12 protein-coding genes are annotated in these 14,616 nt (G+C 41.7%); 11 read left to right on the top strand and 1 reads right to left on the bottom strand.

Going from position 1 to position 14,616, the window contains the following annotated elements; genetic code table 11:
* Positions 1–155 precede the first annotated feature (155 nt).
* From KFQ09_RS00280 to KFQ09_RS00325, 10 genes are all read left to right on the top strand, one after another.
* A complete protein-coding gene (locus KFQ09_RS00280) occupies positions 156–1,196 on the top strand; it encodes a LacI family DNA-binding transcriptional regulator (protein WP_024719056.1) in 1,041 nt (346 codons plus the stop codon).
* Positions 1,197–1,413: 217 nt separating this feature from the next.
* On the top strand, positions 1,414–2,670 hold the full coding sequence (locus KFQ09_RS00285) for an ABC transporter substrate-binding protein (protein WP_255835914.1): 1,257 nt from the start codon (positions 1,414–1,416) through the stop codon (positions 2,668–2,670).
* A 30-nt stretch (positions 2,671–2,700) separates the two neighbouring features.
* Positions 2,701–3,633: a carbohydrate ABC transporter permease gene (locus tag KFQ09_RS00290; protein WP_060781090.1), complete on the top strand. Its 933-nt coding sequence runs from the start codon at positions 2,701–2,703 to the stop codon at positions 3,631–3,633.
* Positions 3,633–4,463 carry a carbohydrate ABC transporter permease gene (locus tag KFQ09_RS00295; protein ID WP_255835915.1) on the top strand — a complete coding sequence of 277 codons (831 nt, stop codon included), beginning with the start codon at positions 3,633–3,635 and terminating at the stop codon, positions 4,461–4,463. The genes KFQ09_RS00290 and KFQ09_RS00295 overlap by 1 nt, the downstream gene beginning before the upstream one ends.
* Before the next feature lie 31 nt (positions 4,464–4,494).
* A complete protein-coding gene (locus tag KFQ09_RS00300; protein ID WP_076821603.1) occupies positions 4,495–5,826 on the top strand; it encodes an alpha-glucosidase/alpha-galactosidase in 1,332 nt (443 codons plus the stop codon).
* Between the two features lie 373 nt (positions 5,827–6,199).
* A complete protein-coding gene (locus KFQ09_RS00305) occupies positions 6,200–7,660 on the top strand; it encodes a CoA-acylating methylmalonate-semialdehyde dehydrogenase (RefSeq protein ID WP_213406643.1) in 1,461 nt (486 codons plus the stop codon).
* Between the two features lie 223 nt (positions 7,661–7,883).
* Positions 7,884–9,428 (top strand): glycoside hydrolase family 43 protein, encoded by a 1,545-nt coding sequence (locus tag KFQ09_RS00310; protein WP_046527322.1) that lies wholly within the window; start codon positions 7,884–7,886, stop codon positions 9,426–9,428.
* 41 nt (positions 9,429–9,469) lie between these two features.
* The gene (locus tag KFQ09_RS00315; protein WP_255835916.1) at positions 9,470–10,735 is read left to right on the top strand and encodes a glucuronoarabinoxylan endo-1,4-beta-xylanase XynC; all 1,266 of its coding nucleotides are present in this window, start codon (positions 9,470–9,472) and stop codon (positions 10,733–10,735) included.
* Positions 10,736–10,866: 131 nt separating this feature from the next.
* Complete coding sequence (locus tag KFQ09_RS00320) at positions 10,867–11,574, top strand: response regulator transcription factor (RefSeq protein WP_048002663.1); 708 nt, start codon at positions 10,867–10,869, stop codon at positions 11,572–11,574.
* A 2-nt stretch (positions 11,575–11,576) separates the two neighbouring features.
* Positions 11,577–12,980, top strand: coding sequence for a sensor histidine kinase (locus KFQ09_RS00325; RefSeq protein WP_182489201.1), 1,404 nt, complete (start codon positions 11,577–11,579; stop codon positions 12,978–12,980).
* Between the two features lie 53 nt (positions 12,981–13,033).
* On the opposite strand, the gene KFQ09_RS00330 is transcribed toward KFQ09_RS00325, so the two are convergent.
* Positions 13,034–13,342, bottom strand: a complete 309-nt coding sequence (locus tag KFQ09_RS00330) for a magnetosome magnetite crystal formation protein family (RefSeq protein WP_007499277.1) — start codon at positions 13,340–13,342, stop codon at positions 13,034–13,036.
* A 372-nt stretch (positions 13,343–13,714) separates the two neighbouring features.
* Between KFQ09_RS00330 and KFQ09_RS00335 the strand changes: the two genes are divergently transcribed.
* Entirely contained in the window at positions 13,715–14,557 is an 843-nt protein-coding gene (locus KFQ09_RS00335; RefSeq protein ID WP_008343748.1) for a PRD domain-containing protein, read from the top strand.
* Positions 14,558–14,616 lie beyond the last annotated feature (59 nt).

Genomic DNA, 14,616 nt, shown 5'->3' on the forward strand with positions numbered 1-14,616 from the left:
TTTTACGCAATTTTACTAAACAAACTATCTCCTTATCAAAACATACTCAAAAACTTCATAAAAGCACAAATTTATAATTGAAAGCGCTTTATTTATGTGTTATTCTTCAAATATCTTTAGTAAACATTTAGTCAAAAATGATGAGGAGTTTGCCTATGACTACACTCAAAGATATTGCTCATGATGCAAAAGTATCCGTCTCTACTGTATCCCGTGTGTTAAATGGCGACCAAACGCTTGCCGTTTCACACGCAACAAGACAAAACATCCTCGACATAGCTAAGAAATTAAACTATACCCCAGTCAGAGCAAGAAAAGCCGACCAAGCAGAAGTAAAAAGCCCACCCGCATCCCCAGTCATCGGTGTCGTTGTCGCCCAATCCATTGACGAAGAATTAAATGATCCTTTTTTTTCATCGATTCGAAAAGGAATTGAAAAAGAATATGCCAAACAAGGTCTGTCCACTCTCCATACCTTTCGCCTAAGAAACATGGATAAAGGGGCGATACTAAAGGATATTGACGGTTTGATTGTCATTGGACGAATCAGCCCTGATACGGTTGAAAAGATGACAAACCGAATGGAACATATCGTTTTTATCAATCATTATGCGGATGAAGATTTGTATGATTGTGTACATGTGGATTTTGTCAGAGCGGCAGATCGTGCCATTCGTCATCTGCAATCTCTCGGCTATACACATCTAGGCTATATTGGCGGGAAAGAGAGGGAGCATTATTTCGAAGGAAATGCTGTGATTGAGGACGAAAGACAAACAACTTTTATCAAAAGAATGCAAGAAGCGGGAACTCTTCATATGAATGACATCCACATAGGCGAATATTCGATGCAAGAAGGCTACTCGCTTATGCAAAAAGCCATTCAGAAAGGAAAGCTTCCAGAAGCCTTTTTTATCGGAAGTGACTCTATGGCAATAGGCGCTATGCGAGCGCTACATGAAGCCGGTCTTCGTGTACCTCAAGATGTCTCAATCGTGGGGTTTAATGATATCGAAGCCGCTTCCTTTTCAAGCCCGCCGCTCACAACGGTCAAAGTATATACAGAAGAAATGGGGGAAGTAGGTCTAAAGCTTTTGCTTGAGCGGATAGAAGGAAGAAAGCTTCCTTTAAAAGTCGTCGTGCCAACAAAACTCATGCAAAGAGGCAGCACATGCCCAATCCATGAAAGGGGGTGAACGAGCATTTCAGCAAACAAAAAAGAGACAAAAAAGCAGGGAGGGAGCTGCTGAGCATGATGGCCAGATCATGCTGAAAACAACGCAGTTTACCCAATTGCTCTCTTATCTCTTTGAAAAGAATAGAATTCCAGTATAATGGACTTCTTTTGTTTCCGCAACTGCATGAATTCTACCTATAATCGTCTGAATTTTCAGTGATCAAAAGGAGGAAACGATGAATAAAAAAAATTTGATGCTGTGTGCAGCTCTAGTTTTGTCGATGATCTTGTCTGCTTGTGGCAATAACGGTGCGTCTGAAGCAAACGGAAAAGTGACCTTGACTCTATTCTCTACAATGAGCAACAGCGGGGAGAGAAAGGCATTTGAAGAAGTGATCCGTGACTTTGAAAAAGAACATCAAAACATCCGAATTGATGCCAACTTCCCTGGCAACAGCTATGAAGATATGATACGCGTCAAAATGGGCGCAAACGACATGCCAGACCTATTTGATACACACGGCTGGGCCAAGCTGCGATATAGCGAATACGTGGCTGATCTAAAGGAGATGGACTGGGTAAAACAACTCGATCCTTCACTCGATCAAATTTTAAAAGACAAAGATGGCAAAGTCTATGCCTATCCGCTGAATCAAGCAAAAGACGGACTTAGTTTTAATGCCAATCTATTAAAAGAATATGGCATAAAAGTTCCTAAAACACTGGATGAACTGAGAACTGCTTTACAAACTGTCAAAGAAAAAAGTAAAGGAGACGTTGTGCCGCTCTGGATCCCAGGAGGCGATAATTCAAATATTGCCCAAGTCTTTGATGAGCTGGCAACGCCTTTACTCATTACCGATCAAAAACATCAATACGGAAAAGACCTTGAAAATGGATCATTTGATTGGTCTCGCTATACACCGCTTGCACAGTTTATGAAGGAGCTGAAAGATCAAGACCTTTTAAACAAAGATGTACTCACTGCGAAACTATCTCAAGCATCTGAGCTAATGGCACAAAACAAAATCGCTTTCACCTTTGTGGGAGGATCTTTAGGACCTGAGGCGACTGAACTCAATCAATCGATCAAAGTAGGCACCATGCCCGTACCAGCGATTCATGAAGGAGATGAGCAAAGCTGGATTGGCGGGGAACGCTTTACTGTCGCGGCATGGAAAGACTCAAAGCATCTAAAAGAAGCAAAACAATTCATTGACTTTTTAGCAAAGCCTGAAAACGCAAAAAAAATCGCAGAGGGCACTTCCTCTGAAACGGCTTTAAAAGAAGTCAAAGCCAAAAACTATTACTCTACATTTTACGAGCAATATAAAGATATTAAGATTGAACCATATTTTGATCGGAAATACTTACCGAGCGGCATGTGGGCTGTCATGGCAACGACCGGTCAAGAATTATTAGCAGGCTCCATCACACCGGAACAACTATCGAAGAAAATGGAAGAGGAATATAAGCGTCTGAAAAAACAATAGCAGGCTCATGCTGAAACAGGAGTGAAGCCAATGAGTGACATCACAAAAGAAAAACAGGCGGCGACATTTACCTCTTTTCCAAAACAGAAGATGAAAAATAGCCAAAATTCTTCACTTTGGTGGATGTATCTGCCTGCTGTTCTCGTTGTCAGTACCTTTATCATTTATCCCTTTTTTAACGGGATTCAGCTCTCTTTTACAAATTGGAACGGTTTCTCACAACAGTATAAGTGGATCGGACTGGATCAATACAAACGGCTACTACAAGATCCAACCACATGGCTTGTTGTGAAAAATACCCTTCTTTACGGCATCGGGAGCACCATCTTACAAAATATGATTGGTCTTGGATATGCACTCTTATTAAATCAAAGTTTAAAAATGAGAGCCATCACAAGAACGGTGATCTATTTACCCGTCATGATCAGCCCGATTGCTATGGGCTATATTTGGTATTTTGTCTTTGCGTACCAAGGTGGTGCTTTAAACGACGTTGTTACCTTTTTTGGATTTGATCCAATGAATGCACTTGGTAATCCGCAGCTAAACACTTGGATCATTGTGTTTGTGAATACGTATCAATTCGTCGGGATTGCCATGATCATTTATTTAGCAGGACTCCAAAGCATTCCTAAAGATTATTATGAAGCAGCACAACTCGACGGAGCTTCAGGTCTTCAGCAATTTTGGCGCATCACATTACCACTTTTAATGCCATCTATCACCATCAATGTTGTGCTCAATGTGATCGGTGGACTTAAATTATTTGATGTCATTGTCGCGCTCACTGGCGGAGGACCCGGAGATTCCTCGCAATCGATGTCGACTTTTATGTACGATTTGTATTTCAAACGGCAGGATGCAGGCTATGCAGCGACGCAAGGTGTCTTCATGGCTATTATCATCCTTGTCGTTAGTGTCGCAGCGCTCATTTATTTCAAACGAAAGGAGACCGAGGTGTGATGGATAACGCCTATAAACGAAAGAAAAGATGGTACTCCTTACTCGCCCTTTTGGTAACATTGCTTCACCTGATTCCATTTTATATTTTAGTCACGACCTCTCTAAAGGGGATAGGAGATTTTAGCTCAAAATGGCTGTTCCCATCAACGCTTCATTTTGAAAACTTTCGCATGGCATGGACAGATGCTCAGCTTGGCCAGTCCTTTTTGAATACAGTGATCATTACGTTCAGCTCGGCTGCCCTACTCATCATCTTTGGATCACTTGCCGCCTATCCACTCGCAAGAAGAGGAACAAAGCTGAATCAAGCGGTGTATCTCTTATTCATTGCCATTATGGTGATACCGCCACTCACCGCCCTTGTCCCGCTATACAAAATGGTTGTACAAATTGGCATGATGAATACTTATCAAATCGCTATTTTAAACAATGTTGCTGCTTTTTTGCCACTGACGATTTTTCTATATGCCGGTTTTATCCGGTCGACGATTCCCAAGGAGCTTGAAGAAGCCGCTCGTATTGATGGCGCGGGAACACTTAGAGTCTTTTTCACCGTCGTTTTTCCGCTGCTGAAGCCGATTACCGCTTCTGTTTTAATCATTGCCTGTGTGTATATTTGGAACGACTATCAATTTGCCATCTTCTTCTTGCAAGATAAAGACATGCATACACTGACAGTCGCCTTATCCAATTTCTTTGGTCAAAATCAACACCAGCTCCAGCTAGTTGGCGCCGCTGCTCTTATTGCGATGCTGCCAATGGTCACGATGTTTTTACTTTTGCAAAAATACTTTATCGCAGGGCTGTCTCAAGGCTCTGTTAAAGGGTAATCCAACCTTGATGTAAAAAGGAGTGTCGTCTATGTCTAAAATTACATTTATCGGTGCAGGAAGTACCGTGTTTGCTAAAAATATATTAGGAGATTGTCTGTTCGTTCCCGCACTTGCCGGCTTTGAATTTGCGTTATATGATATCGACCATAACCGGCTGAAAGAATCAGAAACGATGCTACGTCACTTAAAAGAGAACTACGGTGCACATGTGACCATTCAGTCGTATCACAACCGGAAAGAAGCCTTAAAGAATGCGAAATATGTCATCAATGCCATTCAGGTGGGAGGCTATCAGCCAAGCACTGTTATTGATTTTGAGATTCCAAAAAAATATGGATTAAGACAAACGATTGCGGATACAGTTGGCATCGGCGGTATTTTCCGTTCACTTCGAACCATACCCGTGATGCTGGACTTCGCAAAGGATATGGAAGAAGTATGTCCACACGCTTTATTATTAAATTACACGAATCCAATGGCCACACTGACTGGCGCTATGCTGCGTTATACTCGGGTTCAAACGGTTGGTCTTTGCCATAGCGTACAGGTGTGTACGAAAGATTTATTTCAATCACTTGAAATGGACCATGAAGGCATTGAAGAAAAAATTGCCGGCATTAACCACATGGCATGGTTATTAGAAGTGAAACGGGACGGTCAAGACTTATATCCAGAAATCAAAAAAAGAGCAAAAGAAAAACAAAAAACGCGGCATCCTGATATGGTTCGTTTTGAACTAATGGATAAATTCGGCTACTATGTCACCGAATCCTCAGAGCACAATGCAGAATATCATCCGTATTTTATCAAATCTCGTTATCCAGAACTGATTGGACAGTTTAACATTCCGCTCGATGAATACCCAAGACGCTGCGAGGAACAAATCAACAACTGGAATACGATGAAACATGACCTTGTGGGAAACACGCAGATCACGCATACGCGCTCTAAAGAATATGGTTCACGTATCATTGAAGCGATTGAAACGAACGTTCCCTTTAAATTTGGAGGAAATGTACTGAACACAGGAGGACTCATTCACAACCTTCCTGAAAAAGCCTGTGTCGAAGTGCCATGTGTTGCAGACCGGAGCGGCATCATGCCATGTTATATCGGAGAGATACCTGAACAATTGGCTGGACTCAACCGGACCAATATCAGCTCACAGCTCATGACGATTGAAGCTGCAATCAGCGGCAAAAAAGAACACATTTACCAAGCGGCATTATTAGACCCGCATACAAGTGCTGAATTATCAATTGATGACACCATCAAACTATGTAATGAATTAATTGAAGCACACGGGGAGATGCTCCCGGCTTATACAGAGCCGAGTCAATACGCAATTTCTTCTAAATAACTAACATAAACAGTCTTAGCCTGATGCACTTGGCATCAGGTTTTTTTAGATCAACAAACTGATCATTGACTGAAAGCGCTTTTAATATTATGATTTTTCTAAAGTTAACCAACAGTTAACCAAAAATATATCATCAATTAGTTAACATGATCATGCCACATGACACACAGACAAAACGACCTAAAAGGGGGACAGATCTGCGGAACCAAAAGAGCTAGAAGGTATAGACTTCACATGTTTTATCAGAACGTAAAGCAAAATTGTGGTTTCATTTGACAAAGAGTGTATACAGATGAAGGCCCCTTAGATGAGACAATGACGATAAATCAACACACGATTGCATCACAATCCAAACAAAGAGGAGAGAGGGAACATGACCAAAACAGATGTACAAACGTTGAAAAATTATATTGGCGGACAATGGGTGGACGCCGAAACGAACCAAACGGAAGCTGTTTATAATCCAGCTACTGGCGAAATCATCGCAGAAGTACCACTTTCAACAAAAACGGATGTAGAACATGCAGTCCAGGCAGCACAAGAAGCGTTCACCACTTGGTCTAAAACAGCTGTTCCCCGGCGCGCACGTATTTTATTTAAATACCAACAGTTACTCGTAGAGAAATGGGATGAGTTAGCTGAACTCGTCACGCTGGAAAACGGAAAAAGTGTAACAGAAGCAAAAGGAGAGGTGCAACGAGGAATTGAATGTGTGGAATTTGCCGCTGGTGCACCAACCTTAATGATGGGGAAACAACTACCTGATATTGCGACTGGTCTAGAGTCTGGCATGTACCGCTACCCAATTGGCGTCATCGGCGGCATTACTCCGTTTAACTTTCCGATGATGGTCCCATGCTGGATGTTCCCGCTTGCCATCGCTTGCGGAAATACATTTGTTTTAAAACCTTCAGAACGGACGCCAATCCTTGCTGCACGGTTAGCAGAACTATTTGAAGAAGCAGGACTTCCAAAAGGTGTGCTCAACATTGTCAACGGCGCTCACGATGTAGTAAACGGTCTACTTGAACATGAAAAGGTAAAAGCCATTTCGTTTGTCGGCTCTCAGCCAGTCGCAGAATACGTCTATAAAAAAGGGACATCACATGGTAAACGTGTACAAGCACTTGCCGGTGCAAAAAATCACTCTATCGTCTTGAAAGATGCTGATTTAGAATCAGCCACAAAACAAATCATTGGCGCTGCTTTTGGATCAGCAGGTGAACGCTGCATGGCAGCAGCCGTTGTCGCAGTGGAAGAAGACGTGGCAGACGACTTGATTCAACAATTGGTCGATGAATCCAACCAGCTTGTCATAGGAAACGGAATAAATAAAGATGTCTTTCTCGGACCAGTCATTCGGAAGGAGCATAAAGAACGAACTCTTCAATATATCCAATCAGGAATTGAAGAAGGCGCAAGCCTGATTCGTGATGGCAGACAAGATAAAGAAATAAATGGAGAAGGGTATTTTGTCGGACCAACGATCTTTGATCATGTCACAAATCAAATGAAAATCTGGCAGGACGAGATTTTTGCCCCAGTTTTATCCATTGTCCGTGTCTCATCACTCGCAGAAGCAATCGACCTGTCCAATCAATCAAAATTCGCAAACGGTGCCTGCCTATACACAGACAGCGCTTCAAGCATAAGAGAATTTCGTGAAAACATCGAAGCCGGCATGTTAGGCATTAACATTGGTGTTCCTGCTCCAATGGCTTTCTTCCCATTTTCCGGCTGGAAAGATTCCTTCTACGGAGACTTGCACGCCAATGGAACAGACGGAGTAGAGTTTTACACGAGAAAGAAAATGGTGACCGCTCGGTATATGTAGCGTACATTTATTGAACATTGAGAAAGAATGCAGCTCCAAAATGGAGACTGCATTTTTTTGTTGTCTTCTAGTTAAAAAGTAAGGGTTTTCATTGTACTCTTTACAGGGATTCGCAGGGAGAAATCATTCTTTGTATTCATTCTTCATCACGAAACATCAACATAATTTGAAATTGGGCCTAAACCCCAATATCAGGAAGATGAAAACAGGAGGAAATGACACGATGAGGACGAGGATGAAGTGCAGCGTTTGTTTATTGATTTTCACTTTGGTACTGAGTTGTTTGCCAGTATATGAAGCGCATGCGGCAAGCACACCAATTGCCAAGCAAGTAGGAAATGCAAACCCGCTCATTGATCATCACTTAGGAGCAGACCCGTTTGCGCTTACCTATAACGGAAGAGTGTACCTTTATATGTCGAGTGATGACTATGAATATCAAAGCAACGGAACGATTAAGGACAATTCATTTGCAAATCTGAATAGAGTATTCGTCATCTCTTCGGCGGATATGGTCAACTGGACCGATCACGGAGCGATTCCAGTAGCGGGGGCAAATGGGGCAAACGGCGGCAGAGGCATTGCCAAATGGGCAGGCGCATCATGGGCCCCATCAGCAGCGGTAAAGAAGATCAACGGAAAGGATAAATTTTTCCTTTATTTCGCTAACAGCGGCGGAGGGATTGGAGTCCTTACAGCAGACAGCCCGATTGGTCCATGGACTGATCCAATTGGAAAAGCGCTCGTTACGCCAAGTACACCTGGCATGTCTGGAGTTGTATGGCTTTTTGATCCGGCCGTATTTGTAGATGATGACGGTACTGGTTATCTATATGCCGGCGGTGGCGTTCCAGGCGGTTCCAATCCAACGCAGGGACAATGGGCAAATCCTAAAACAGCAAGAGTCCTGAAGCTAGGTGCTGATATGACAAGTGTGGCCAGTAGCGCATCCACCATTGATGCTCCTTTTATGTTTGAAGATTCAGGGATGCATAAGTATAACGGTACCTATTACTATTCCTATTGCATCAATTTTGGCGGCTCACATCCTGCTGATAAACCACCCGGTGAAATCGGCTATATGACGAGTTCAAGCCCGATGGGACCCTTCACGTATAAAGGACACTTTCTGAAAAATCCGGGTGCTTTTTTTGGTGGCGGCGGTAACAACCATCATGCGGTGTTCAATTTTAAAAACGAGTGGTATGTCGTGTATCATACGCAAACCGTTAGCTCTGCATTATACGGAAGCGGCAAAGGCTATCGCTCTCCACATATTAACAAGCTTGTGCATAATGCAGATGGCTCCCTTCGAGAAGTAGCAGCCAATTATGAAGGGGTGAAACAGCTATCTAATCTGAATCCATATCAACGTGTTGAAGCTGAAACATTCGCTTGGAATGGACGCATTTTGACAGAAGCCTCGTCAGCACCAGGAGGACCAGTGAATAACCAGCATGTCACCAATATTCAAAATGGCGATTGGGTGGCTTTAGGGAATGTAGACTTTGGTTCAAATGGCGCTAGAACATTTAAAGCCAATGTCGCATCGACAGTAGGCGGGAAAATAGAAGTACGACTTGGAAGCGCGAACGGCAGACTGGTCGGTACACTGAATGTACCTTCCACCGGTGGAACACAAAACTGGCGGGAAATAGAAACAGCGATTAACGGCGCATCCGGTGTGCACAACGTATTTTTTGTCTTTACCGGAACAGGCGGGGGAAATCTATTCCAATTTGATTCTTGGCAGTTTACTCAAAGGTAGCGAATAAAGGTGCTTAAATGTTTGATAGAGGAGTGGGGAATTTGATGTCATGTATAAAAAAACCAATGCTTGCTTTATTGGTGTGTTTCACCATGCTGTCTGTCATGTTCATAGGACCTGGAGTAGCTGAAGTATCAGCAGCTGACGCAAACATTAACCTTAATGCAGAAAGACAAGTGATTCGTGGTTTTGGCGGAATGAACCATCCAGCTTGGATTGGTGATTTGACAGCGCCACAAAGGGAGACTGCCTTTGGCAATGGACAAAATCAGTTAGGGTTTTCCATTCTTAGAATTTATGTAGACGAAAACAGAAACAATTGGAGCAGAGAAGTCGCGACGGCCAAACGAGCGATCGAGCATGGTGCTCTAGTGATTGCTTCCCCTTGGAATCCTCCAAGCAGTATGGTTGAAACACTTAACCGGAATGGATCACCTGCCAAGCGGCTTAAATACAATCAATACGCAGCATATGCTCAGCATCTGAATGATTTTGTCACTTACATGAAAAACAACGGAGTCAATCTTTATGCCATTTCTGTACAAAACGAGCCTGATTATGCGCATGAATGGACATGGTGGACACCTCAGGAAATCCTGCGATTCATGAGAGAAAATGCCGGCTCCATTAATGCACGTGTGATTGCACCAGAATCGTTTCAATATCTTAAGAATATCTCAGATCCTATCTTAAACGATCCACAGGCGCTAAGGAATATGGACATTCTCGGCGCTCATCTATACGGCACCCAAATTAGCCAGCTTCCGTACCCTCTTTTCAAACAAAAAGGGGCAGGGAAAGAGCTATGGATGACAGAGGTCTACTATCCGAATAGTGATAACAATTCAGCGGACCGCTGGCCTGAAGCATTAGGGGTATCAGAGCATATTCACCATTCAATGGTGGAAGGGGACTTTCAGGCGTATGTGTGGTGGTACATCCGGAGATCATACGGTCCTATGAAAGAAGATGGAATGATTAGCAAGCGCGGATACAACATGGCGCATTTCTCCAAGTTTGTGCGACCAGGTTTCGTCAGAATTGATGCAACGAAAAGCCCTGAACCAAATGTTTTCGTCTCAGCCTACAAAGGAAACAATCAGGTCGTCATTGTGGCGATTAATAAAAGCAATGCAGGGGTCAATCAACACTTCGTCGTGCAAAATGGCTCCGTTTCTCAGGCGTCTAGATGGGTGACGAGCGGCAGCAGCAACCTTCAACCTGGAACTGACTTAAACATATCAGGAAATCAATTTTGGGCTCATCTCCCGGCTCAAAGTGTGACAACATTTGTGGTCAAACGCTAAAGAAACACGAAAAGCCAATTTTCTCATTAAAAAAGAAAATTGGCTTTTTTCTGTGTAAATAGAAAGTTGATTTTTCACGACGTCAACACTTTGGGTATAATAATAACAATGACTTCAGGAGAGTGATCATCATGCCAAAGGTTCAAAGCAAAGTATTGATTATAGATGACGAAAAAGAAATTTTAGAATTAATCCATACCGTATTAACAAGAGAAGGCATTGACCAGGTGTTAACAGCTTCAACTGCCCGTGATGGGCTCACGCAATTTCATCAAGAACAACCAGATCTCGTCATATTGGATATTATGCTGCCAGACGGTGAAGGCTACGATATTTGCAAACAAATCAGAGATGTTTCGCATGTTCCGATTATTTTTTTATCAGCAAAGGGAGAGGAATCAGACAAAATTGTAGGACTTGCCATTGGCGGCGATGATTACATTACAAAACCGTTTAGTCCAAAAGAAGTCGCCTACCGGGTAAAAGCCCAGCTAAGACGGTCATCATACGTACAGCCTTCTCAAGCGGAGCCCGTGATCAAAAAAGGACCATTTGAGTTAAACGAGCAGCAAGCCGAACTGACGAAAAACGGTGCGGCAATTGAACTCACACCGAAAGAACTTATGTTGATGACTTATTTCTTGCAGCATCCGAATCGCGTCATCAGTAAAGAAACGCTTTATCAAACGGTTTGGGGAGAGGATTTCTTCGGTTCTGATAATACGGTAATGGTTCATATACGAAGACTGCGGGAAAAAATAGAACATTCCCCATCTACACCAGAATTTCTCGTGACGGTCAAAGGACTTGGCTATAAATTTGTTGTAAAGGATGCGTAAAGATGAAATGGCGATTAACAGGCAGATACATGGTCTCTGTCATTATCGTGACCATTATCACGGTCTTTATTAACTTATTTGGATTCATGATAGGGCTTGTACTACAAGCAAGCAGTCAGCAAAACGAAGAAAATACGCCGGAAACCTTCACAAGAACATTTGAACAATACATCACCTTGTCTAATCAAAATATCACTGTGAGTAAAGAAGGACAGCAAGCCTTAAAACAACAAAATGCGTGGATTCAAATATTAGACGAAAATGGACAAGACGTCTATCATGCACTAGCACCTAAAGGCATAAAGAGCAAATACACACCTATAGAAATTGTAAACTTACATAAATATAAAGATAAGCAATTGATGTCGACGATCTATGCTGGAGGGAAAAATGGAAAGGGTAAGGAATACAGCTACTTCATCGGATTTAAGGACCCTTCCATCGGAAAATATTTATTTTCTTTTGATACGAAAGACTTAATATCGCAATTCAATATCGGGACGATGATTTTATTATCGATTGATGCCATCATTGCCTTATTCATTGGATACTTATTCAGCCGGCAACTCATCAAACCGCTCGGCCGTGCCATTTACGGCATCCAGCGGCTCGCAAACGGAGATTATACGACGAAGCTGCCAACGAAGGGGATATATAAAGATGTGTTCTATAATGTCAATCACTTATCCGAGCAGCTCGCTTCAAGCCAAAAAGAAAAAGACAAATTAGAGCAAATGCGGGAAGAGTGGATCAGTCATATTTCTCATGATATTAAAACACCATTATCCTCTATTCAAGGCTATGCAGAAATCATGAAAGATCCAAATTATCCTCTTTCAAATCAAGACATTAGACATTATGCCAGCATCATAGAGAATAAATCATTGTACATCAAAGATGTGATGGAGGATCTCAATTTAACAACAAGGCTGAAAAATAACGACGTGATGTTGCATAAAGAACTGGTGAACATTGTGCCATTGCTGCGTGAAACGTTAATTGATATCCTCAACGATTCGAGATATGCAGATCAGACCATTGAGCTACAAACGAATGTAGACAAGCTCATGCTGAATATTGATACGATCCTCATACGAAGAGCGGTCACCAATCTCATTTTAAATGCCCTTGTTCACAATAATGCTGATGTGAAAATCATTGTACAGCTTGAACAAAAAGAACATACCCACATCACCATTCAAGACAACGGCAAAGGAATTGAAGAGGCGGAGCTAGAAAAAGTGTTTGACCGCTACTATAGAGGGACGAATACAGGAGGGACACATGCAGGCTCAGGTCTTGGAATGGCGATTGCAAAAGATATCATCCAAAAACACGGGGGAGATATTACAATACAAAGTATAATAGGAGAAGGAACAACGATTGATATCCAATTACCCGCTTAAACGGACATACAAAAAACGGTTCTGATCAATCACAGAACCGTTTTTTCTAACTCTTATTCTGAAAACACTTTAATACCTTTCACAATGTTCCAAATGAAGAAGTAGATCGCCACAAGGAATGTCACAGCATACGTTGCAATTAAGAACGGACCAGCATGACTGATATCGTTCATGCCAAGTAAACCTGAACCGGCAATCCCAAGACCGAAAATCAAATAAGGAATAATATGTGTCCATAGTGATTTTTTCGCATGGTATTTCACTTCGTCTTTTCCTAAGAAATAAACGATAATCGGAAATAGAAATGGTGCAAAAAAGATACTGAAGTAACATAATGAAGACAAAATTTTATTTTCTCTCAAAGCTTTTCACCTCTATGATTGATTTAGAAGAGGGGACCATTTGACTCATCCCTCAATTCCTTACAAACCCATTGTACAACCTCAACCTTAACTCGTATTAATCCGAACCTTACAGCAACCTTAAATATGTTAAACTGTAAAATGACAAGGAAAGATAAAATGATTCTGGGTATTTAATCTATTTTTTCAGAAAAAATAGTTGACTTTGGTCATCCCTCTATTTAAAATAAAGTCGTAACCGATGCAGGAGTGTTACTGATATGATCAGGCACCACCAAGTCAGGTAAACAGATTGTACATTTGTACGTTGTTTGCTGAGATTTTGGTGTTTTTTTATGCTTTTTTTAGCATTTTAGGTAAGGTGGGATGAGGATGTTCACCGTCGTTAAAGTTTTAAATAATAATATCGTATTAGCTCTAACAGAGGCTCAAAATGAAGTCGTTGTGTTTGGAACAGGAATAGGTTTTAAAAAGAAGAAAGGTGATACACTTGATGAGAGCGCTGTCAGTAAGACATTTTATTCTGATCAGACGTCTCCATTAGAATCTCAACTTGCCGCTATCCCAACTGATATCCTTTTATTAACTGAAAAAATCATTCGCGTGGGCGAAGAGATGTTGAATAAGAAGTTAGGTTCCAGCGCGCTCTTTTCGCTATCCGATCATCTCACCTTCGCTATTCAAAGGCACGAAGAAAAAATGGCGTATGAAAACCCCATTGTGTGGGAAATTCCACATCTCTATTTTCAAGAATATCAAGTCGGGAAAAAAGCACTGACAATTATTCAAAAGATGATGGGCATTTCTTTTGAAGATACTGAAGCTTCACTCATTGCCCTGCATTTTGTAAACGCTCAAATAGATGGTCAGTCTATGGGAGACACCATTAAGATGACTCACCTCACGAAAGAAATCGTCAAAATCATTCAAAATATTTTCGAGATGATATTGGATAAATCATCCATTAATTATTCGAGGTTTATTACCCACTTGAGATATTTTATTGTCAGGCAGGAAACCAATCAACCACCGCAGCAGATGGATGACTCGTTAAAAGAATTAATACAGGATCGTTATATGAAGAGTTATGCCTGCGGATTGATCATCAAAGAAATGTTAAAACGAGAATTCAATTGGAATGTGACAGAAGACGAACTTGTTTTTTTAGTCATCCATATTGAGAGAATCACAAAGGAACACCAAAAAAATAAATGATTTCTTTTAGGCGTGTTATGAAAAAGCATTAACCTAAACAAATCTCCATGAGAAAGAAT

This window comes from Bacillus sp. FS02, from assembly GCF_024398395.1.
GTDB lineage: Bacteria > Bacillota > Bacilli > Bacillales > Bacillaceae > Bacillus > Bacillus altitudinis.